This is a genomic window from Streptomyces sp. NPDC048603, from assembly GCF_043199475.1.
In the GTDB taxonomy this organism is placed as follows: domain Bacteria; phylum Actinomycetota; class Actinomycetes; order Streptomycetales; family Streptomycetaceae; genus Streptomyces.
Genome location: NZ_JBICVY010000004.1, coordinates 17,910 through 39,204, shown reverse-complemented (window position 1 = coordinate 39,204; position 21,295 = coordinate 17,910). Strand labels below are relative to the sequence as shown.

The following is a 21,295-nucleotide window of genomic DNA, read 5'->3' as shown; positions in this document are numbered from 1 at the left end:
GCGCCCTGGCCTGGAGCGCTCCGGGCGGAACGGGACGTCATCCGGTGACGGACACCTTCTCGTCGTTCTGGATCTGCTTCACCAGCTGCTGCACCTTCGCCTTGTCCCAGACCAGGTTGCCGCCGCGGCTGCCGGAGACCGGCATGTTCATGGAGGTGCCGTCGCCCCCGGTGATGCCCTTCATCGCGAAGAACATCTCGCCCAGGTCGAACAGCGACATGTCCTTGTCCACGATCAGGGTGTCCAGGCCGGCACCCATCACCGGGTACAGCTTGAACGGGTTCATGACCGTGCCCGGCGTCGCCGCCTGGGAGGCCAGCGCCGCCAGGAACTTCTGCTGGTTCTTCGTCCGCGCCAGGTCCGACTCGGCGAAGGCGTACCGGGTCCGCACGAAGGCCAGGGCCTGCTCGCCGTTGAGGGTCTGCTTGCCGGCCTGGAAGTCGGCGCCCGACTTCTCGTCCTTGAAGCCCTTCTCGATGTCCATCTCGACCCCGCCGAGGGCGTCGACGATGCCCGCGAACCCGGCGAAGCCGATCTCCGCGTAGTGGTCGATGTGCAGGCCGGTGTTGTGCTCGACGGTACGGACGAGCAGCTCCGGGCCGTCCATCGCGTACGCGGCGTTCAGCTTGGTCCGCTGGCCCTTCGCCGGGAACCTCTTCCCGGACTCCGAGCCGATGAAGGAAGGGATCTCCACGTCCGAGTCACGCGGCAGCGAGATCATCGAGGTCCCGCCGGAGCAGGCGGCGAGGATCATCATCGAGTCGGTCCGCTTGCCGTCGGCCGAGCCGGTGTGGAGGCGCTTCTTCTCCTCCTGGCTCATGCCCTCACGGCTGTCCGAGCCGACGATCAGGTACGTGGTGCAGTCGTCGTCCTTCGGGCGCTCGATGACCTTGGACAGGTCCACCTCGCGGCGGACCTTGCCGTCCGCCCAGAAGTACGTGCCGACCGTGGTCACCAGCAGCGCCGACACCAGCACGATCGAACCGATCTTGATCCGCTTGCGCCAGTCCGGGGCCGCCGCACCGGGACGGCGCGGGCCGCCGGGTCCGCCCGGCCCCTGCCCGGGGATGCCGGGCCCGCCGGGTCCGTCCGGCCGGCCGCCGGGGCGTCCGCCCGAGGGGGCGCCGTACACCTGGCCGGTGTTGTAGCCGCTGTCGTAGCCGGCGAAGGTGTCGTGGCTCTGCGCCTGCTGCGCGGGGACGCCGTAGCCCTGGCCCGGGCCCTGCGGCGGGACGGCGGGACGCGGCGGCTGCGCCTGCGGCCGAGGCCGGCGCTGGACGTGCGGCATCCGGCGGGCACCCTCCGGCTCGGCCTGTGCGCTGCCGTGTCCGTACCGCTCGTCCCGGTCGCCGTCGCGGCCGTCGTTCCACCCTCTGGGCCAGTCATTCATGCGGACAAGAATGCCTGGCGGGGAGGGGCGCCCAACAGGGCGGGTGGGGGTTCGTACCGGTGCTGTTGCACAGCTGATGCATCCGCGACCGATCTATGGTTCTCGTATGACAGAGATACCGGGCGAGCTCAAGGGCAAGCCGACCTCCGCCTCGCGCACCACGCTCAGCCACATCATGACGGGCAACGACACCAACCTCCTCGGAACGGTGCACGGCGGCGTGATCATGAAGCTGGTGGACGACGCCGCGGGCGCCGTCGCCGGCCGGCACTCGGGCGGCCCGGCCGTCACCGCCTCCATGGACGAGATGGCCTTCCTGGAGCCGGTCCGGGTGGGGGACCTGGTGCACGTGAAGGCCCAGTGCAACTGGACCGGCCGGTCCTCGATGGAGATCGGCGTACGGGTCCTGGCCGAGCGCTGGAACGAGTCCACCCCGGCCACCCAGGTCGGCAGCGCCTACCTGGTGTTCGCCGCCGTGGACGCCGAGGGCAAGCCCCGGCAGGTCCCGCCGGTGATTCCGGAGACCGACCGGGACAAGCGCCGCTGGCAGGAGGCGCAGATCCGGCGCACCCACCGGCTGGCCCGCCGCCGGGCGATCAGGGAGCTCCGCGAGCGGCGCGCCGCCGAGGGCCTGGACGACTGAGGAGCCGAGGGCCGGGACGACCGAGGAATGGATCACTCCGCAGAGGCGGCACCACGGGGCCCGACAAGCCCACGTAGACTGGCCAGCTGACGTTCGGCCGATCGCAAGTCGGCGTCCATGTACCGGTTCAGCCACTCGGAGAAACCACATATGTCGACGGTCGTGCCGCCTTCCACCGAGCCGGGAACCGTGCCGGAAAACGAGGCGACCGTCATATCCGGCACAGCCGCGGGGACGGCCGCAGGGACGGCCGACGGGAAGGCCGACCGGACCGCCGGCTCCCGGCCCCGCCGCCCGCGCCTGCGGGCCCTGGACGGACTCCGGCTGATCGCCGCCCTGTCGGTGGTCGCCTTCCACTGGACCGGCGTCAACCGCTACCCGGACGTGCTGCTCGGCACCCCGCAGAAGCTCATACCGGACCTGCACCGCTTCACGGCGTACGGATTCCTCGGCGTCGAGCTGTTCTTCCTGATCAGCGGCTTCGTCATCTGCATGTCCTGCTGGGGCAAGACCCCGCGCCAGTACTTCACCTCGCGGGTCGTCCGCCTCGTGCCGGCCTACTGGGTGGCGATCGTCCTCACCGCACTCGTGGTGAACCACGTGACCACCGCGCGCTCCATGCGCAAGGACCTGACGATCTCGGACGTCCTCACCAACTTCACCATGCTGCAGCAGCCGCTCGGCGTGAGCGAGGTGGACCCGGTCTACTGGACCCTCTGGGTGGAACTCCGCTTCTACCTCGTCTTCGCCGTCGTCGTCGCCATGGGGCTGACGTACCGCCGGGTCGTCGCCTTCTGCGGCATCTGGGCGATCGCCTCGGTCGTCGCCGGCAAGGCCGGCCTGCCGCTGCTGTCGACCTTCGCGATGCCGGAGTACGCCCCGTACTTCATCGCCGGCATGGCGATGTACCTCATCTACCGCTTCGGTGTGAACTGGCTGCTGCTGGGCATCGTCGGATTCTCCTGGCTGCTGGCCCAGCACGCACTGCTGGGCACCAAGGGCAGCTACGAGTACGGAGTGATGCACCACCTCAGCTGGACGGTGATGGCCGGCGTCTCCGCCCTCGCCTTCGCCGTCGTGCTCGCCGTCGCCATGGGGGCGTTCGACCGGATCCAGTGGAAGTGGCTCACCGTCGCGGGAGCGCTGACCTATCCCGTCTACCTCCTCCACCAGGAGATCGGCTTCGCCCTGATCCGCTGGGCCCGCCTGCAGGGCATCGGCGTGTGGCCCGCCCTCGCCGGCACCCTCGCGGCCGTGCTCCTGCTCTCCTGGCTGGTGCACCGCTACGCCGAGCGCCCCCTGTCCGCCCTCCTCAAACGGATGCTGGACGCGCCGGGGATGACCCTGGGCCGGACCGATCCACCGGTGGTCCGTCACGCCGGCACTTCCACGAACACGGGGGGAAGTTCCCGATGAGCACCATCACTCCGGCCGCGTCCCACCACGCGACCGGTTCCTCCGGCACGCCCGCGCCGCCGGCGCGCCGCGCGACCGGACCGGACTGGCTGTGGGCCGCACTCCTGACCTTCGCCGTGGCCTGCGTCGGCAGCGGCAACGCCCGGCTCTGGCGCGACGAACTGGCCAGCTGGAACGCCGCCGTCCGGGACACCGGCGACCTGATCGCGATGCTCGGCAACGTCGACGCGGTCTCCGGCACCTACTACCTCCTGCTGCACTTCTGGGTCTCCGTCTTCGGGGACTCCGAGGCGATGCTCCGGATGCCCTCCGCCCTGGCCATGGCCGGAGCGGCCGCCTTCGTCGTGCTCGCCGCCCGCAAGGCGTTCGACCGCCGTACCGCGGTGTTCGCAGGACTGCTCTTCGCGTTCCTGCCGTCCGTTTCCAGGTACGGCCAGGAGGCCCGCGGCTACGCCTTCGCGGTGCTCGGCGCGGCCGCCGCCATCTGGCTGCTGATGCGGGCCCTGGAACGGCCGACCTTCCGGCGCTGGCTGCCGTACGCCCTCGCCGTCGCTTTCACCGGCGTCTTCCACGTCGTCAGCCTGCTCTACCTGGTGCCGCACGCGGTGGTCGTGCTGATGCGCTGGTGGCGCCACCGCTGGTGGCGGCTCCCGGCCGGTTTCCTCGCCGCCGTCCTCGCCGGCGTGCTGCCGCTGGTCCCGCTGATGCGGCTGGGGCAGAGCCAGGTGGGCCGCCAGATCAGCTGGCTGAAGGCCCCGCACCTGAGGGACGTCGTCACCGCCTGGCAGGGGCTCTTCGGGTCCCCGCTGGTCGCGCTCGCCATCGTCGGCGCGGCCCTGCTGCCGCTCGCCTGGCAGCGGGGCCGCCGCCCCGCCGTGGAGACCGGCCTGATCGCCGCACTGCCGATCGGCGTCAGCTGGGTGATCTCGCAGGGCAGCACCGCCTACTTCTTCGACCGCTACCTCCTCTTCACGCTGCCCGCGTGGACGCTGGCCGCGGCGGCCGGACTCGCCATGCTGAGGCCCAAGGCCCTCGGCGCGGCCGGCCTCGCGGTGGTGGTCCTGCTCGGCGCGGCCGACCAGCGGCAGCTGCGCACCACGTACGGCAAGGGCCCGCTGGACGGCAAGGCGGTCGCCGACGTCATCGCCGCGGGTTACCGGCCCGGCGACGGGTTCGCCCCGGTCCGCGGGGGCAACGCCTTCCACATGTTCGACTTCGCCACCGAGTACCACCTGCCCGACAACGTCCGCATGAAGGACGTCTTCGTCAAGCGGTCCGCCCGGGAGCGCGAGGACCTCTTCGCGGTGGAGTGCGCGCAGCCCGCCGAGTGCGCGCAGGCCCTCGAGGGCGTCCAGCGGATCTGGGTCGTCACCTGGAGCGGCACCAGGAACCCGTACCACACGTTCCCCCGGGCCCAGGCCGACGCCCTGCGCGCCCACTACGCACCGGTCCGCACGACCAAGGCCGGCATCCTCCAGGTCACCCTGGTCGAACGCGTCCCCGCGAAGACCCCCGCGAAGGCCCCCGGGAAGACGGCGGAGAAGGCTCCCGGAAAGCCCGCGGAAAAGCCGGCGGCGAAGCCCGGGGAGGGGACCCCGGCCAAGCGCGGCTAAGACACCCCCTGGCCGCCGCAGACCACCTGATCGCCCGTCACCACGCCGAACTCGCCCTGGTACGGGTCCTCCGCGCGCACCGGGACGACCTTGCGGAACTCCGAGCCAGCGGTGACCAGCAGGGTGCGGCCCTGGCCGCGGACCGCGCGCAGTTCGCAGCCGGGCAGGGCGGTGGCCAGGGTGCGGGCCGAGCGGTCCCAGCGCGGGTCGTACGCCACCACCGTGCGTTTGACCTCGCGGCTGGCCGCGTTGCCCGGGGTCCGGGTGGTGTTGAACCCGGTGGCCCGCAGGGCCGCGTCCACCCGGCCGCCCAGGCCGTCGATCCGGGTGCCGTTCTCCACCTGCACCCGGATCTGCTGCGGTGCCACGTCCACCGGTACCGCCGCCGGCCCCCGGCTCCGGCCGCCGCCCGGCCGGACCGGCGCCAGCGGCCGGTCGTCGCGCAGCGCCTGGAACAGCGCGGCGGCCTTCGGCTCGTCCCACTTCACCGTCGAACCGATCCCCGCGACCTTGAACGAGGCGTTGCCCACCGGCACCGAGGCGAACTCCGACGAGGCCGGGGTGAAGTCGCGCATCGCCTGCCCCAGGGCCAGCATCTGCTGGGAACCGAAGCCCCTGTCGGCCCGCACCGAACCCAGCAGCGTCGAGCTGACCTGCTTGAACTTCACCGGGTTCAGCAGCACCCCGCCGCTGGTCGCCTGCTTGATCAGGGCCGCCAGGAAACGCTGCTGGCGCTGCATCCGCCCCAGGTCCGAGGCCCCGTCGACGTGCCGCGACCGTACGTACTGCAGCGCCTGCCCGCCGGTGAGCCGGTGCGTGCCGGGCGGCAGCTCCAGCCCCGTGTTGGGGTCCCTCATGGTCTTGGCGGTGCAGATGTCCACCCCGCCCATCGCGTCCACCGTCTTCATGAAGCTGGTGAAGTCGACCTCCAGATAGTGGTCGATCTTGACGCGGGTCATGTTCTCCACGGTCCGTACGGTCAGCTGCGGCCCGCCCTCCGCGTACGCGGCGTTGAGCCGCACCGGGTGAGCCCGGTGCGCCTTGCCGGTCACCAGGTCCCGGTGCGCGGGCACCTCCGCGTAGCTGTCCCGGGGCAGGCTGATCACGCTCGCCCGCTCCCGGTCGGCGGAGATGTGCACCAGCATGATCGTGTCGGTGCAGTGGCAGGGCGCCCCGCCCAGCCGGTACTCGCGGCGTTCCTCCTGGGTGATCTTCTCCCGCCCGTCGGTGCCGACCAGCAGCACGTTCATCCCGTGTCCGGCCCGGGGCCGGTTCTTCATGTCCTTGAACGGGTCCACCCGCTCGATCCCGGTGTCCAGGCCCGTCATCACCGCGTGCCCGACCGCCCCGCAGCCCAGCACCACGACCGAGACCGCACCGGCCAGCCGCAGCCCCCAGCGCGGCCGCTCCCCGCGTTCTGCCCCGCGGCCTGCCCCGCGCCGGGCGCGCCGGGGCGGGGCGGGGCGCCTTCGGGGTCGGGGCGGCGGCTGGGGCACGAGGGACACCTCCGCGGGGCGTGATCGATTCGTCAGAACAGTAGGTCCATACGATCGGCGACGGCCGGTATGGCCGGGACGGCACGCACCGGTTTCCCCCGTACGCGGTAACGTGGCACCGAACCCGACCCCCTTCGAAGGACCCCATGCGCACCCAGCAGCCCGCAGTCTCGGTGATCATGCCGGTGCTCAACGAGGAGCGTTACCTCCGCGACTCCGTCCGGCACATCCTGGGGCAGCAGTACGACGGCGAGATGGAGGTGGTGATCGCCCTCGGCCCGTCCACGGACCGTACCGACGAGATCGCCGCCGAGCTCGTACGCGAAGACCCGCGCGTCCACACCGTGCCCAACCCGACCGGCCGTACCCCGGCCGCGCTCAACGCGGCGATCGGCGCCTCACGCCACCCGATCGTGGTACGCGTCGACGGTCACGGCATGCTCTCCCCGAACTACATCGCGACCGCGGTCCGGCTGCTCGCCGAGACCGGCGCGCAGAACGTCGGCGGCATCATGCACGCCGAGGGGGAGAACGCCTGGGAGGACGCCGTCGCCGCGGCGATGACCTCGAAGATCGGCGTGGGCAACGCGGCCTTCCACACCGGCGGCCAGGCGGGCCCGGCGGAGACCGTCTACCTGGGGGTCTTCCGGCGCGAGGCGCTGGAGCAGCAGGGCGGCTACAACGTGGAGTTCATCCGCGCCCAGGACTGGGAGCTGAACTTCCGGATCCGTGAGGCCGGCGGGCTGATCTGGTTCTCGCCCGAGCTGAAGGTGCAGTACCGGCCGCGCCCGTCCGTCCGGGCGCTGGCCAAGCAGTACAAGGACTACGGGCGCTGGCGGCACGTGGTGGCCCGCTACCACGCCGGCTCGATCAACCTGCGCTACCTCGCCCCGCCGGTCGCCGTCTGCGCGATCGCGGCGGGCCTGGTCGCGGGCGCGCTGCTCTCGCCGTGGGCCTTCGTGATTCCCGGCGGCTACCTGGCGGCGATCACCGCGGGCTCGGTTCCGGCCGGCAAGGGGCTGTCGCTCAAGGCCCGGCTGCAGATCCCGGTCGCCCTGGCGACCATGCACATGTCCTGGGGCTGGGGCTTCCTGACCAGCCCGCGCTCGCTGGCGCGCAAGGTGATCGCCTCGCGCCGCCCGACGGTGCACACGCCGCCGCAGGCCGGGCAGCCGTACGGTGAGCAGGCGCAGGCGCAGGCGCAGGCGCAGGCGCAGGCGCAGGCGCAGGCGCAGGCGCAGTCGCAGTCGTACGAGCAGCAGCAGCTGCAGCCGCCGCCGTACGAGGCGCAGCACCAGTACGCGCCGCAGCAGGAGCCGTACGCCCCCCAGCAGCAGCCGTACGGGCAGCAGCCGTACCAGGCTCAGCAGCACCAGTACGCGCCGCAGCAGCAGCCCTACGCCCCCCAGCAGCAGCCCTACGGGCAGCAGCCGTACCAGGGACAGCCGGAGCAGCAGTACCAGCCGGAGCAGCAGTACCAGCCGGGGCAGCAGTACCAGCCGTACCCGGAGCAGCCGCACCAGCCGCACCAGCAGCAGCCGTACCCGCAGCACCAGGACCCGTACGCGGGGCAGCAGCCCCCGCAGGACCGTCCCGCGGGCTGGTAGCAACCCGGCGCGGGCGCCGACGCGGCGCCCGCAGCCACGCCCGCAGCATTGCGGAGGGGCCCGGCGGAATCATTCCGCCGGGCCCCTCCGCGTGATCGCACGGACCGGTCCGTGCCCGCGTGCGCGCCGCTACCAGGTGAATCCCGGCTGGATCGCCATGCAGGCCGCCTCGTCGTCGCCGTTGAGGGCGCGCGCAGAGTCCGGCGCCTTGCTCGGGGGCGGCGGCGGCGCGATCACGGTGTCGCCCTTGCGCCAGTCCTTGCCGACGAACAGCGTCACCCCGGAGACGTCCGTGGACCGCTCCACGGCGGTCGGCGGCAGCCCCAGCGCGGTCGCCACCGACAGGGCATCCCCGGCCTGGTCCAGCCCGGCGTACCGGACGACCGTGGTGTCCTCGGCCGCGACGTGCTTGTCGACCATCGCGCGGGTGTAGCCCTTGCGCGCCAGCAGGGCGACGACGTCGTTCGCCCGGTTCTTGACGGTGGGCTGCGGGTTCGTCTTCCCGCCACTGGCGTTCCGCACCATGATCGGGATCCGGTTCGGGGCGGCGGCCGGGTCCGAGGACGGCGGCGGCAGGGCCGTGTCCGTGGCCGACGAGCCGGGGGCCGGGGTGGACGCCGTCCCGGGAGCGGTGGGGGACGCCGGAGCGGAGGCCGACGCGGCCGGGGCCGGCCGGGCGTCCTTGCCGTCGAGCGCGATGTCCTCGCGGACCATCCGGAACAGCGCCTCGGCCTCGCCGGGCTTGGGCTCCACCCGGTTGCCGTCCTGGGGGCTCGGGATCCACGGCATGGTGGTCATGGTGATCCGGCCGGTGGGGACCTTCTTGAGCTCCATGCTCAGGTCGTACAGCTTGTCGATCTTGTTCAGGCCGGGGTCCACGACCATGGCCTTGATGGCCGCCTGCGCCAGGCTGTTCAGCTTGACCGGATTGCTGAGCTTGGCGTTCTTGCGGAACTCGCGGGCCAGCGCGTTCATGTACATGTGCTGGGCGTGGGTGCGGCCGATGTCGGTGCCGTCCTCGAAGCCGTAGCGGGTGCGCAGCCACTGCAGGGCCTGCTCGCCCTGGATCCGGGTGGTGCCCCTCTGCAGCTTCAGTCCGGAGCCCTTGCCGTCCTTGGTGAGCGAGTGGACGTTCTGCTGGACGCAGACGGGGACGCCGCCGATGGCGTCCGCCATCGACACCACACCCTTGAAGTCGATCATCATGAAGTGATCGATCGGGATCTTGGTGAGCTCCTGCCAGGCGGCGACGGTGCAGCCCGGCCCGCCACGGCTCAGGGACTCGTTGGTCTGCACGAGCCCCCTGCTGGCGGGGTGCACCTTCCCCGTGGTCTCGGTGCACTTGGGCATCTTCAGCAGGGTGTCGCGCGGCATCGAGACGACCGACATGTTGCTGCGGTCGGCGGACAGGTGCAGCAGCATCTGCACGTCCGCGAGCGGAGGGCCGTCGAAGGTGTCCTTCGCCCCGCCCAGGGCCTTGTTCTCGTCCCCGTCACGGGCGTCGGACCCGATGAGGAGGATGTTCAGGGGGGTCTGCCCGAACGCGTTGGGCCGGGAGCCGCCCAGCTTGGTGTCGCCGAGGTTCAGCGCATCGGTGCGGATGCTGTTGTTGAGGTGGCGGTAGTACAGGTATCCGGCGCCGGCCGTGCCGAGTATCAGCAGGGCCAGTACGGACGACACCCAGCGCAGCACCCGCCGGCGGCGGGGCCGCCCGGGCCGGGCCGGGCCGTCGCTCCCGCCCGGACCGTTCCCGCCGCCCCGGGGCCGGGGTATCGCGCCGGGTTCGCCGGGCGCGCCGGACCCGCCGCCGGCGGGCCGGGAGGGCGCACCCTCCCCCCGCACGTTGCTGTGCCTCACGCAAAACCCCCCAAGAAAAGGACCTGACGCATCAGGGATCAAAGGAATGATGCCGGATCGTCATGCGACGAGCCGTCACTTGGCGCAGACGACCTTGTCCGCCTCGACGCGCTGGATGTCCTCCGGCGCCTTCTCGGGTGCCGCGATCGGGATGCCCGCCCCCTTGAAGTCCTCCCCGAGGGTGAGCTTCATCGGGGCCTTGGGCGCCGCCTGCACCGTGCCGATCTTCAGCGCGGTCGCCGGCAGGCCCATCATGTCCGCCAGCGCCCGTGCCTGATCGGCCTGGTTGGGTGCGTACTCCAGGGTCGTCTTGGGCAGCTTCGCAGGTGCGTTGCCCTGGTTGCTGGCCTTCAGGACGCCCTTGTTGTTCTGCAGCCAGGTCAGGGTGGTGGAGGCGGACCCCGAGGGCCCGCCGCCGTTGAACACCTCGAGCCGTACGTCGGACGGCTGTGCCCGGTTGCCCTCGAGCAGCGCTTCCTGCTGGGCCTTGGCGGCGTCCTTCTCCGCCTTCTTCTGCTGCTCGACCTCGGTGAGCGAGACGTCCTCACGGATCATCGACAGCAGGGCCTCGGCCTTGGTCTGGCTCACGACCACCGTCGCCTTGATCCGCTCGGCCGGGTTGTCGGCCACCGGCAGGGTGGTGAAGGTGACGTTCTTGGGATTGACGCCCTTCAACTCACTGGCCAGGCCCGTGAGTTTGCCGATCGAGCCGATACCCGAGTCCACGGCCAGTGCCTTCGTCATGGCTTCCGCCATGGAGAAGAACTTCTTCGGACTCGACAGCGTGTCCTTGGATTTCATCTCGCGCATCATCGACCCGAGGAACTGCTGCTGGGTCTTGATCCGGTCCAGGTCGCTCTCGTTGCCGAAGGCGTGCCGGGTACGGACGAAGGCCAGTGCCTGCTCGCCCTGCAGCCGGTGCTCGCCCTGAGACAGCTTCAACTTGGACTTCGGGTCGTCGACCGGCTTGGCCAGGCAGACCGGGACGCCGCCGACCGCCGCGCTCAGGGTCTTGACCGCGTTGAAGTCGGCCATCATGAAGTGGTCGATCGGGATGCCGGTCAGCTTCGTGACCGTGCGCATGGTGCAGCCCGGATCGCGCCCGCCCTGGCCGAGGCTGGTGTTGAAGCGGACACCCTTCTCGCCGGGAACGGTCTTTATCGAACCGTCCGTCTGCTTCGTCGGGCAGTCCGGGATGTCGGTGATCAGGTCGCGGGGGATGGACACCGCGGTGGCGTTGGTCCGGTCCTTGGAGACGTGGAACAGGATCGTGGTGTCGGCGTGACCGGCGCTGTTCTTGTCCCCGTAGCCCTCGTTGCCGGAGCCGGTGCGCTTGTCGGTGCCGAGCACCAGGATGTTGATCGGCTGGTCCTTCTTGAACCCGCCGGTGCCCGCGCCCGCCGTGTCGATGACGACGAGGTTGTCGTTCAGGTGCTGGTAGTACAGGTAGCCGCCGACCGAACCGGCGACCAGCAGGAAGGCCAGCACGCCGCCAGTGACGACCAGCGCCTTCTTCCGGCCGCCGGCCTTGCCTTCCCTGCCCGCCTTGCCGCGCTTGCGGTTGCTGCGCCGGCCGCCGCCTCCGGGAGCCTGGTCGCCGCGGCGCGGGCCGGGGACGCCCGGGGAGGGCGTGCCGGGAGCATCGCCCGGGGCCGATGGCGCCCGGCGCGAGCGTCCCTGCGGGGAGCCTTGCGCGCTGCGCGAGCCGATCCGTGAGCCGCCCCGCGCACCGCTCCGTGAGCCGCCCTCAGGGGCGTTCAGCGGCGTGCGCTGCTGCGGTGCGGAATGGTCCAGTCGCAGTTCGTAGTTGCCGGTGCGGGGGTTGAGGACCCACTGGTCTGCGGGGTCGATTTCGTCCGCCCGCCCACGGCCTTGTGCATCCACGGTCAGTCGAATCCTCCGTCGGTGGCACCGGGTCGCTCACCATATCCGGCCTGTTCGGTGTCAAACCACGCCGGTGACAAATTCCACGTACCTTATAACGGGGCATTCCGGTTAAGGAGCTCGGTTCGGGCAGTGCCTTTTGGGATTGCTTTACCGGCCGGTCACCTGCAGGACGCGGCCCCGGCCGTGGTGCCCGTGAAGGTAGGGACGGGCGAGGGGGTGCCGGTGGTTCCCGGAGTGGTCCGCGGCGCCGTTCCCGGTGACGGACTACGGGCCTCCGTGTTGCCGTCACGGCCCTCTCCGGCCTCCGCTTCGGCCTCCGGCCCGGTGGGTTCGGCCGTGGGGCCGACCTTCGGCGGGGTGAGGGTCAGCGGCTGGTCGTCGCGCAGCTGCCGGAAAAGCCGGGATGCTTCCGGTTCAAGGAGTTCGTCCCTGTTGGGGTCGGCCGAGTAGGGATGCCGGGGAACCGTCAGGAACTGCACCTTGTCCGTCGGTATGTCCCGCATGCTGCGGACGAGTTCGTAGAGGCCGCGCAGCGAGGCCAGCCCCGGGTCCGTGGTGATCGACGAGGTCGCCGCGTCGAGCAGCGGGTACAGCCGGGCCGGGTTCAGCAGCACCCCGTTGCTCTGCACCTTCTTCACCAGCGAGCCCAGGAACTGCTGCTGGCGCTGCATCCGTTCGGTGTCGCTGCCGTTGCCCAGGCTGTAGCGGGCGCGGACGAAGCCGAGGGCCTGCTCCCCGTGCAGGACCTGTCGCCCGGCCGGCAGCCTCAGCTTCGCCTCGGCGTCGTCGATCGGCTCCCTGAGGCAGATCTCCACCCCGCCGACCGCGTCCACCATCTTCTTGAACCCCCGGAAGTCCACCACCATGTGGTGGTCCACCCGGACCCCGGTCAGCTTCTCGACGGTGCGGATGGTGCAGGCCGCCCCGCCCCACTCGAAGGCCCAGTTGAACTGGACGTACTGCTCGGCGGTGCGACTCCCGTCCGGCCGCCCGCAGCTCGGGATCCGGGTCATCAGGTCCCGGGGCACCGAGACCGCCGTGGCGCTGCGCCGGTCCGCCGACACGTGCAGCAGGATCGTGGTGTCCGAGCGCTGGGTGGTGCGGGCGCGGCCCCCGTCGAGCCCGTAGCGGGCGTTCCCCGGGCCGGCCCGCGAGTCCGAGCCGATCAGCAGGATGTTCTGGGCGCCCCCGGCGGCCCGCGCCGGGCGCTCCCGCTCGTACCGCTCGAGCTCGGCGATGGCGGAGGAGTCCTCGGTGATGTTCGCGTCGAGCTTGTTGTAGATCCACCAGCCGGTGGCCGTCCCGGCCAGTACGAGCAGGACCGTGCCGAGCCCGATCCAGCGCAGCAGGCGGCGCCGACGGCTCGGGGGCTTCGGTCCGCCCCCGGCCGCCTCGGTGCCGCCGGGTATGCCCGCGCTGTCCGTCACTCGCGTCCGTCCCCTCACGCGTCGGCGGGCGGCCGTACGTACGGGTGCGACCGCCGGGTGCCACTCACGGACCGCGCCCGGACCCGGCCGGCCCGGACCCGGCCCGCGAGCCGCACCCTCCGCCGAGCATGACCCCGGGACGGCGGTGCGGCCCGGGGGCGGGGGTGCGGACTCCGCCGAACGGGTGACAAATCGGGGGATGGCGCAGGTGACGGGCGGCGCGGTGGGGGAGGCGGCGGGCCCGGGGTCCGGTGGGCCCGTCACTCCGGGTGGTGGTCACTCCGGGTGGTGGTCACTCCGGGTGGTGGTCACTCCGCGGTGTGGGTGACACGCTCGCTCTCCCGGCGCTGGGCCAGCCCCTCCCCGGACAGCCGGTCCAGGTTCCTGCACAGCACCACCGAGCCGCCCGCGGCCAGCGGCGCGAACAGCCCGGCCGAGAGCCCCTCCCAGCTGTCGTACGGCAGCCCGGACAGCACCCGGGAGCCCTCGCCGAGCCCGAGCTTCGCCGCGTCCTCGCGCGCCCGCTCGACCAGCTGCGCGTACGTGAACCCGACGCCGCCCACGGTCAGCCCCGCGGCGCCCGGGTCCACCGGGACGAAGGGGGCGAACCGGTCACCTTGTCCGGGGACCTCCACCGCGTAGTCGAGGAACCCGGCCGGCGGCTGCGGGAAGCGCCCGCCGAGCGGCCGCAGCGCCAGGGCCACCCGCTCACCGCCGCAGGCGGCGGCCGTGTCCAGGGTGTCCGGGCCGCTCACCACCAGGTCGGCGTCGGCCGGATCGCCGCCAGGCTCGACCACCACGCCGACGGACGCGGCGGCGACCACCCAGACGGCCGTCTGCCAGTGCGCCGGGAGAAGCAGGGCGAGCCGGTCGCCCGGGCCGGCGCCGAGGTCGCCCTGGAGCAGATTCGCGGTCTTGGCCACCCAATTGGCGAAGGTGGCGACGGACAATTCGACGCGCTCGCCCGTGGCGTCGTCGTAGAAGGTGACGAGCGGGCGGCCCGGGTCCGCGGCGAGCGCGGATCGCAGCAGGTCGGCAGGGGTGCGGTCAGTGGCATTCACCCGGCCCAGGGTAGTCGGGGGGCCTCGCCCGGACGGCGCAGTCCGCCGTCCGCCGTCCGGGGGAGCACGCACCGCGCGGCACGCCGACGGTCCGTCAGTTCCCGCTGGCAGGGGCTGCGGACTGTGCCCACGATCTTTCACATGCGTGGATTCCTTGCTTCCTCGATCGGCGTCGCGACCGCGGCCGCACTGGCCCTCCCGCTCGCGCTCCCCACCCCCGCCCTGGCCGAGTCCGCCGCCCCCGCGGGTCCCGCCGGGTCGACCCAGTCGCTGCCGCTGGTCCCGCTGGGGCCGGGGCGGGACCGGGCGACCGGAGCGCCCGGCATGAGCGCCTCGCCCCGCGTGCCCGAGGCGCAGGGCCTGCCCGCCCGTGAGGTCAAGACGTTCTCGCTGGTCGGCGTCGTCTGGGACGACGCGGCCACGGAACTCCTGGGAAGCGTCCAGGTGCGCACCCGGTCCGTCGACGGCGGGTTCTGGTCCGACTGGCAGGACGTGGAGACCCACAACAGCGAACACGCGGCGGACCCGGACGGCGCCGAGCGCTCCTCGGGCCGGGTGCGCGGCGGTACCGCACCGTTGTGGGTGGGGCCGTCGGACGGGATCGAGGTCCGGGTCCAGGCGGAGTCGCGCGTCCGTACGCTGTCCAGCCTGCCGACGGGCATGCGGATCGAACTGGTCGACCCGGGCGAGGTCCGGCCCCCCGCCCCCGACGACAAGAACGGCTCCACGCCGACGGACGGGGACACGGGCACGGACGGAGGCACGGACGGAGGCACGGACGGAGGTACGGACGGCGGCGCGAACGGGGACCACAAGGGCCAACCCTCCATGGTCCCGGGCATGACCATGGAGATGGCGGAGTCCTCACTGGCCAACGTGCCGCACGCACCGCTCGGCGCGACCGAGATCGCGGAGCTCAACAAGGCGGACGCCACCGCCGACGCGGTCTTTGCCGGCGACGCGGTGGAGGCGGCGGCCCGCCCGTACATCGGCCCCCGCCCGAAGATCATCACGAGGCGGGGGTGGGGCGCGGACGAATCCCTGCGGGAGGCGGGCTTCGTCTACACGCAGTCGGTGAAGGCGGCGTTCGTGCACCACAGCGCGTCGGGCAACAACTACGCCTGCAAGGACGCCCCGGCGGTGCTGCGCAGCCTGTACCGCTACCACGTGGTGAGCAGCGGCTGGCGGGACTTCGGCTACAACTTCGCGGTCGACAAGTGCGGCAACGTGTACGAGGGCCGGGCCGGCGGCATCGGCAAGCCGGTGCTCGGCGCGCACACGATGGGCTTCAACAGCAACAGCATGGGGATCGCCGTGCTGGGCACCTTCACCGCGTCCGAGCCGCCGCAGGCGGCGGTGGAGGCGGTGGCGAAGCTGACGGCGTGGAAGCTGGGCCTGTTCAACGCGGACCCGCGCGGGAAGGCAGTGCTGAAGTCAGCCGGCGGCAACAAGTTCCCGAGGGGCAGGAACGTTTCGCTGAACGTGATCTCGGGCCACCGCGACGGCTTCGCCACGGAATGCCCCGGCAAGCGCCTCTACGGCCAGCTCCCCCCGACGAGAACGGCTTCGGCAAGGCTGCAGGGCCGCCCCTGAGGCGGTTACGACGCCACTCCCGCGGCCCGCTTCACCCCCCGAGCCCCACCGGGCTCGGGCGGGGGTTGTCCACCCGCCCCCGGCACCGCGACATCAAGCTGGACGTGCCAGCCGGGCGGAACCCAGCCGACAACCGACTGCACCGGAGGCCAACTGGCCTGTGAGGCGGGCCCGAACCAGCCCCCAGGCTCCGCCTGAGGCCGACTGGCCGCCAGGGCGGCGCCGGGGCAGCGGCCCGCTGTCACCTGAGGCCGACCGGTCGGGTGTGGGGGTGGGGCAGGAGCCCGCTTTCGTGCTAGGCAAACCGGCCCGCAGGGCAAGACCGGGATATGCGCCACGGCTTCGCCTGGACGGCGTCAGGGGGGTGCCCGGGGGCTGCCCGCCCCCGTGCCGCCGATGTCCCCAGCGCGCCACGCACAAGGCATGCCCACCGGCATGCCCACCGCCACGTCCGCCAGCACAGGCGGCAGGCGCGGCTACGCTCGAGGGGTGGCCGGTCGCTTCGATCCTCTGACTCCCACCGCCGCTCGGGGCGGGCGGGTCGACGTACCCGTGCCCCGGGTGGGGGCGCGCGCCGCGTGGGGCGGGGCGAAGAGCCGGACCTGGGTGCCGGACGGGGTCACCGATCTCGGGCTCACCCTCGGGCCGCTCCGGCGCGGGCCCTCCGACCCCACCTTCCGTACGACTGCCGACGGCTCGGTGTGGCGGGCCAGCCTGACTCCGCAGGGTGCCGCCACCCTTCGGGTGTCGCGGCACGGGGACGCCGTCGAGGCCGATGCCTGGGGGCCCGGTGCGGACTGGGTGCTCGACAGCCTGCCCGCGCTGCTCGGGGCCGAGGACGATCCTGCCGCCTTCACCCCGCGCCACCGGCTGCTGCACGCCAGCCATCGGCGCCGTGCCGGGCTCCGGCTCACCCGGACCGGGCTGGTGCTGGAGAGCCTGATCCCCGTGATCCTGGAGCAGAAGGTCACCACGGACGAGGCGTACCGCGCCTGGCGGCGGCTGGTCCGGCAGTACGGTGAGCCCGCACCGGGGCCCGCCCCGGTGCTCGGACAGTGTCTTCACGTCATGCCCGACGCCCGCACCTGGGCGCGAATCCCGTCGTGGGACTGGCACCGGGCGGGTGTCGACGCGAAGAGGTCCGGGACGATCATCCGGGCCGTGCGCGTCGCCGGCCGGCTGGAGGAAGCGGCGCGGATGCCGCTCGCCGAGGCGACCGGGCGGCTGGAGGCCCTGCCCGGGATCGGGCCCTGGACCTCCGCCGAGACGCTCCAGCGCAGCAACGGTGCCGCCGACGCCGTCACCACCGGGGACCTGCACCTGCCCGGCATCGTCGGCTACGCCCTGGCCGGGAACCCCGACGCGGACGACGCCGAAATGCTGGAGCTGCTCGCCCCCTACGCCGGGCAGCGCCACCGGGCGGCCCGGCTGATCCTGCTCTCGGGCCGCGTTCCGCCCCGCCGGGCGCCCAAGATGCGCCGGACGGACATCTCCGCCTGGTGAGCCCGGGGGCCGGTGAGCCCGGGGGCCAGTGAGCCCGGGGGCCGGTGCGCCCGGCGCGTGGGGGATCAGCGGACCTCGATGAACGCCTCCGCACTGCGCGGGGGCCGGTCCGCCGGGGCGGTCGCCGCGTGGCCCACCGCGACCGCGCCCATCGGGTCCCAGTCCGCCGGCAGGCCCAGCACCTCGCGGACCACGTCCCGGCAGAACATGGTCGAGGACACCCAGGCCGAGCCGAGGCGCTCGCCGGCCAGTGCCACCAGGAAGTTCTGCACGCCGGCGCCCGTGGCGACGACGAACATCTCGCGCTCCGCCGCGTCCCGCCGGGCGTCCCCGTAGTGGTGCGCGCCGTCCGCGACCAGGCAGGGCACCACCAGGTAGGGCGCGTTCCGCAGGACGTCCCCGCGCCGGATCCGCCTGGCGATGGACTCCTCCGGCTTGCCGTCGCGCCGGAGGTCCGCGATCCACGCGTCCCGCATCGCATCGAGCAGCCGCAGCCGGGATTCCGCCGATTCCAGCAGCACGAACCGCCACGGGGTGGTGTGGTGCGGCGCCGGCGCCGTGACGGCCGCGGCGACCGCCCGCCGGACCGCTCCCGGGTCCACCGGCTCGTCCGTGAACGCGCGCACCGTACGGCGCTGGGTCACGGCCTCCCGTATGGCCTCGGAGGTGCCCAGCCGGAACAGGTCCTCGGCGGGTGCCCGGACAAGCTCACGCGCCGAGCCCTCGCCCAGTACGCCGGCCAGGCCGCGTACGACCGCCACCGGGCAGCCGGTGGTCTTGCCCTTCACCAGGTCGCCCGCGGCGGCCAGTTCGTCGGCCGTCGCCGTCACCGTCACGTTCAGCGGGTTGCCGTGCGCGTCCACGGCGCCGCGCAGGTCCTCGAGGACGCGTACGCCGGCGGCTCCGATGGCGACGTCCGTCAGGCCGTTGCGCCAGGGGCGGCCGAAGGTGTCCGTGAGGACCACGCCGACCTCGATCGAGAGCAGGGCGCGCAGGCCGGTCCGGATCGACTCGGCGGAGGCGTCGGGGTCCTCCGGGAGCAGCAGGACCGTGCCGGCCGCCGTGTTCGACGCGTCGACCCCGGCCGCCGCCATGACCAGGCCCTGCCGGTTCTCCACGATCCGGAGCGTGCCCCGGCGGGCGACCACCCGTACGGTCTCGGCGTCGATCGCCGCCTCGCGCGAGTCGCCGTCGAGGATCCGGCCCTCCGCCTTGGAGACGATCTTCGAGGTGACCAGCAGGACGTCCCCGTCCCGCAGGTCCGGCGCGGCGGCCGCGATGAGCTTCGCCAGGTCGTCGCCCGGCTGTACCTCGGGGATCCCGGGGACCGCGTACACCTCGTACGAGGGCGCGGTCACCGGACGGACTCCGCCAGGTCCAGCGCGGCCCGCGCCATCGCCCCGGTGGCCGCGAGGTCGGTCATCATCAGCGGTACGGCGCGGCATTCGATGCCCGCGGCGCCGACCTCGGCGACGGCCTCGGCGTCGGCGGTGTCCACCAGCCAGCCGTCCAGCAGGTCGGCCCCGTAGTGCCGGGCCACGGCGGCGGCGGTGGATTCCACGCCGACCGCGGCCAGCACCTTGTCCGCCATGCCGCGCACGGGGGCCCCGCCCACGATGGGGGAGAGGCCGACCACGGGCGCCGGGGACCCGGCGACGGCCTCGCGGATCCCGGGCACGGCGAGGATGCTGCCGATGGAGACCACCGGGTTGGACGGCGGGAAGAGGATGACGTCGGCCTCGGCGAGCGCCTCCGCCACTCCGGGGGCCGGCTTCGCCGCTTCCGCGCCGACCGGTACGACGGCCTCGGCGTCCACCGAGGCGCGCAGCCGCACCCAGTACTCCTGGAAGTGGATGACGCGCCGTTCCCCGTCCAGGGTGACGGCGACATGGGTCTCGACCCGGTCGTCGGACATCGGGAGCAGCCGTACGCCGGGCTGCCAGCGGTCGCAGAGCGCCTCGGTGACGGCGCTCAGCGGGTAACCGGCGGACAGCATCTGGGTGCGGACGATGTGGGTGGCGAAGTCGCGGTCGCCGAGCCCGAACCACCCGGGACCGACCCCGTACGCGGCGAGCTCTTCCTTGACCTTGAAGGATTCGTCGGCGCGGCCCCAGCCCTGTTCCTCGTTGATGCCGCCGCCGAGGGTGTACATCACGGTGTCCAGGTCGGGGCACACCTTCAGCCCGAACAGGTGGATGTCGTCACCGGTGTTGCCGATGACCGTGATGTCCGCGTCGGGGACCGCCGACTTCAGTCCGCGGAGGAAACGGGCGCCGCCGATACCGCCGGCCAGAACAACAATGCGCATGGACCGCAGTCTGTCAGGCGGTCGCGACGTCGGCGATCACGGTCCGGAGATCACGGTCCGCCGATCGCCGTCCGGTGATCAGGGTTTGCCGATCGCCTCAGGCGGTGACGGGCTCCAGGAGGTCCGGGGTGCACCGGGGCATGTCGTGCATCGGCATCTCGGTGAGGCCGGGGAAGTACACGTGCAGGCTGACCGCGCCGTCGAGGGAGTCGTTGACCACCTCGTGGGAGTAGCCCGGGGCGAAGACGTGCTGGGTGCCGGGAGCGAGGGTGCGCGGGCCGCGCGCGCCGTGCTCGGTGAGCTCGCCGCCGAGGACGGTCAGCACGCCGGAGGACCGGCCGTGGTCGTGCCGGCCGCTGCCCTGGCCGGGGACCCAGCTGAGCAGCCAGACCTCGTAGCCGGGGCCGGTGCGCAGCCGGTGGTACCAGCGGGTGGTGGCGTCGTACTCGACGAGGTGTTCCCACGCGGCGCGGTCGGCGGCGATCTCGCGGGCCAGGCCGATGAACTCGGCCACGGTGGTGGGGTGTTCCTTGGCGGGCTGCAGCAGGTGCGGGACCTCAAGGATGTCGCCGGCGATCTGGAGGTCGCTGTCGTTGTTCACGGGTTTCCTCGGCGGAAGTCAGTGGCGCGGAGCGCTGGGGTGCTGTGGGCAGTCGCGAAGATCGCGAAGGGGATGCGGAGGCTTCAACAGCCGCGACAGCAACAGAGACCCTGGGCAGCGCGCAGGAACCCACGAATGGGGGTCCGGGTGGCGGCTGCGGTCACTGACATGCGGACAAGGAGAGCGGTTTTGGGGCCTGACTGTCAACCCAATGTCCGGTATGCGAGAAAAGATTCACCTCATCCGGTTACTGTCCGCGGAGAAAGGTTTGTGCAGTCCCGACCAGGGGATGTGGCGCACCAGTCGCGTCTGTAAACGCACGCACCGGCTCGTGACCGGACTGTGATCTCCGCCGCTTCTGTGGCCGGATCGCAACCACACCGGAGAGTGATGCGTCGGCTACGGGTGTGATCGACAGGCGAAGGGACCCTGCGGCAAGTGTCACGATTTTTGGCGATATGAACACTTTCTGCATAGGCTTGGTTCCGCAGAGTGAATAAGGGGCCCAATAGCAGATCTCGGCTTGACTGCCCCGGATCCACACACTTGTAATTTCACTCGTGTCGTTCCGGCCAGACCGGGCACGGCAACCACGGGGACGCACAGACAGAGCGAGGGGCGCACATGACCGAGCTGTTTCAGGAACTGCTGGTCGAGGAGGCGGACGAGGAGCTCGGATGGCAGGAGCGCGCTCTGTGCGCCCAGACCGACCCCGAGTCGTTCTTTCCCGAGAAGGGCGGCTCCACCCGGGAAGCCAAGAAGGTCTGCCTCGCCTGCGAGGTCCGCTCCGAATGCCTCGAATACGCCCTTGCCAACGACGAACGCTTCGGCATCTGGGGCGGCCTGTCCGAGCGTGAGCGCCGTCGTCTGAAAAAGGCCGCTGTCTGATCGGC

At 72.2% G+C, this 21,295-nt stretch carries 15 protein-coding genes and 1 pseudogene; 7 read left to right on the top strand and 9 right to left on the bottom strand.

Annotated elements, in window-relative coordinates; translation table 11 throughout:
• Positions 1–37 precede the first annotated feature (37 nt).
• Positions 38–1,390 (bottom strand): LCP family protein, encoded by a 1,353-nt coding sequence (locus ACGFQ9_RS10025; protein ID WP_393573088.1) that lies wholly within the window; start codon positions 1,388–1,390, stop codon positions 38–40.
• 106 nt (positions 1,391–1,496) lie between these two features.
• On the opposite strand from ACGFQ9_RS10025, the gene ACGFQ9_RS10020 reads away from it, so the two are divergent.
• The 3 genes from ACGFQ9_RS10020 (at position 1,497) to ACGFQ9_RS10010 (ending at position 5,062) form a co-directional block, all read left to right on the top strand.
• Positions 1,497–2,033 (top strand): acyl-CoA thioesterase, encoded by a 537-nt coding sequence (locus ACGFQ9_RS10020; RefSeq protein ID WP_393573086.1) that lies wholly within the window; start codon positions 1,497–1,499, stop codon positions 2,031–2,033.
• Between the two features lie 150 nt (positions 2,034–2,183).
• Complete coding sequence (locus ACGFQ9_RS10015) at positions 2,184–3,449, top strand: acyltransferase family protein (RefSeq protein WP_393573084.1); 1,266 nt, start codon at positions 2,184–2,186, stop codon at positions 3,447–3,449.
• The gene (locus ACGFQ9_RS10010) at positions 3,446–5,062 is read left to right on the top strand and encodes a glycosyltransferase family 39 protein (RefSeq protein ID WP_393573083.1); all 1,617 of its coding nucleotides are present in this window, start codon (positions 3,446–3,448) and stop codon (positions 5,060–5,062) included. The genes ACGFQ9_RS10015 and ACGFQ9_RS10010 overlap by 4 nt, the downstream gene beginning before the upstream one ends.
• Here ACGFQ9_RS10010 and ACGFQ9_RS10005 read toward each other — a convergent pair.
• Positions 5,059–6,558 carry an LCP family protein gene (locus tag ACGFQ9_RS10005; protein WP_393573081.1) on the bottom strand — a complete coding sequence of 500 codons (1,500 nt, stop codon included), beginning with the start codon at positions 6,556–6,558 and terminating at the stop codon, positions 5,059–5,061. The two genes, ACGFQ9_RS10010 and ACGFQ9_RS10005, sit on opposite strands and share 4 nt — an antisense overlap.
• Before the next feature lie 146 nt (positions 6,559–6,704).
• Between ACGFQ9_RS10005 and ACGFQ9_RS10000 the strand changes: the two are divergent.
• Positions 6,705–7,709: pseudogene (locus ACGFQ9_RS10000) on the top strand (glycosyltransferase family 2 protein); the annotation flags it as partial.
• 585 nt (positions 7,710–8,294) lie between these two features.
• On the opposite strand, the gene ACGFQ9_RS09995 reads toward ACGFQ9_RS10000, so the two are convergent.
• The 4 genes from ACGFQ9_RS09995 to ACGFQ9_RS09980 form a co-directional block, all read right to left on the bottom strand.
• Entirely contained in the window at positions 8,295–10,022 is a 1,728-nt protein-coding gene (locus tag ACGFQ9_RS09995; protein WP_393573079.1) for an LCP family protein, read from the bottom strand.
• 75 nt (positions 10,023–10,097) lie between these two features.
• Positions 10,098–11,906 (bottom strand): LCP family protein, encoded by a 1,809-nt coding sequence (locus ACGFQ9_RS09990; protein ID WP_393573077.1) that lies wholly within the window; start codon positions 11,904–11,906, stop codon positions 10,098–10,100.
• Positions 11,907–12,067: 161 nt separating this feature from the next.
• Positions 12,068–13,336: an LCP family protein gene (locus tag ACGFQ9_RS09985; protein ID WP_393573075.1), complete on the bottom strand. Its 1,269-nt coding sequence runs from the start codon at positions 13,334–13,336 to the stop codon at positions 12,068–12,070.
• Positions 13,337–13,644: 308 nt separating this feature from the next.
• Positions 13,645–14,397 (bottom strand): TIGR03089 family protein, encoded by a 753-nt coding sequence (locus ACGFQ9_RS09980; RefSeq protein ID WP_393573073.1) that lies wholly within the window; start codon positions 14,395–14,397, stop codon positions 13,645–13,647.
• Between the two features lie 141 nt (positions 14,398–14,538).
• Between ACGFQ9_RS09980 and ACGFQ9_RS09975 the strand changes: the two genes are divergently transcribed.
• Both ACGFQ9_RS09975 and ACGFQ9_RS09970 read left to right on the top strand, forming a co-directional pair.
• The gene (locus ACGFQ9_RS09975) at positions 14,539–15,990 is read left to right on the top strand and encodes a peptidoglycan recognition protein (RefSeq protein ID WP_393573071.1); all 1,452 of its coding nucleotides are present in this window, start codon (positions 14,539–14,541) and stop codon (positions 15,988–15,990) included.
• Between the two features lie 489 nt (positions 15,991–16,479).
• Positions 16,480–17,493, top strand: a complete 1,014-nt coding sequence (locus tag ACGFQ9_RS09970) for a DNA-3-methyladenine glycosylase family protein (protein WP_393573069.1) — start codon at positions 16,480–16,482, stop codon at positions 17,491–17,493.
• A 65-nt stretch (positions 17,494–17,558) separates the two neighbouring features.
• Here the strand turns inward: ACGFQ9_RS09970 and ACGFQ9_RS09965 are convergent, their stop codons facing one another.
• The 3 genes from ACGFQ9_RS09965 to ACGFQ9_RS09955 form a co-directional block, all read right to left on the bottom strand.
• Positions 17,559–18,851 carry a coenzyme F420-0:L-glutamate ligase gene (locus ACGFQ9_RS09965; RefSeq protein ID WP_393573067.1) on the bottom strand — a complete coding sequence of 431 codons (1,293 nt, stop codon included), beginning with the start codon at positions 18,849–18,851 and terminating at the stop codon, positions 17,559–17,561.
• Positions 18,848–19,801 carry a 2-phospho-L-lactate transferase gene (gene cofD, locus ACGFQ9_RS09960; protein WP_393573065.1) on the bottom strand — a complete coding sequence of 318 codons (954 nt, stop codon included), beginning with the start codon at positions 19,799–19,801 and terminating at the stop codon, positions 18,848–18,850. Before cofD ends, ACGFQ9_RS09965 begins: the two co-directional genes overlap by 4 nt.
• A 97-nt stretch (positions 19,802–19,898) precedes the next feature.
• Entirely contained in the window at positions 19,899–20,402 is a 504-nt protein-coding gene (locus ACGFQ9_RS09955; protein WP_393573063.1) for a cysteine dioxygenase, read from the bottom strand.
• Positions 20,403–21,026: 624 nt separating this feature from the next.
• Here ACGFQ9_RS09955 and ACGFQ9_RS09950 point away from each other — a divergent pair.
• On the top strand, positions 21,027–21,290 hold the full coding sequence (locus ACGFQ9_RS09950; RefSeq protein ID WP_003983763.1) for a WhiB family transcriptional regulator: 264 nt from the start codon (positions 21,027–21,029) through the stop codon (positions 21,288–21,290).
• The last annotated feature ends 5 nt before the right edge of the window (positions 21,291–21,295 follow it).

What these genes read in the sequence shown, in the direction of transcription:
- ACGFQ9_RS10025 (WP_393573088.1), bottom strand. Translation starts at nt 1,390, where the DNA reads ATGAATGACTGGCCCAGAGGGTGGAACGACGGCCGCGACGGCGACCGG.
- ACGFQ9_RS10020 (WP_393573086.1), top strand. Translation starts at nt 1,497, where the DNA reads ATGACAGAGATACCGGGCGAGCTCAAGGGCAAGCCGACCTCCGCCTCG.
- ACGFQ9_RS10015 (WP_393573084.1), top strand. Translation starts at nt 2,184, where the DNA reads ATGTCGACGGTCGTGCCGCCTTCCACCGAGCCGGGAACCGTGCCGGAA.
- ACGFQ9_RS10010 (WP_393573083.1), top strand. Translation starts at nt 3,446, where the DNA reads ATGAGCACCATCACTCCGGCCGCGTCCCACCACGCGACCGGTTCCTCC.
- ACGFQ9_RS09975 (WP_393573071.1), top strand. Translation starts at nt 14,539, where the DNA reads ATGCGTGGATTCCTTGCTTCCTCGATCGGCGTCGCGACCGCGGCCGCA.
- cofD (WP_393573065.1), bottom strand. Translation starts at nt 19,801, where the DNA reads ATGCGCATTGTTGTTCTGGCCGGCGGTATCGGCGGCGCCCGTTTCCTC.
- ACGFQ9_RS09950 (WP_003983763.1), top strand. Translation starts at nt 21,027, where the DNA reads ATGACCGAGCTGTTTCAGGAACTGCTGGTCGAGGAGGCGGACGAGGAG.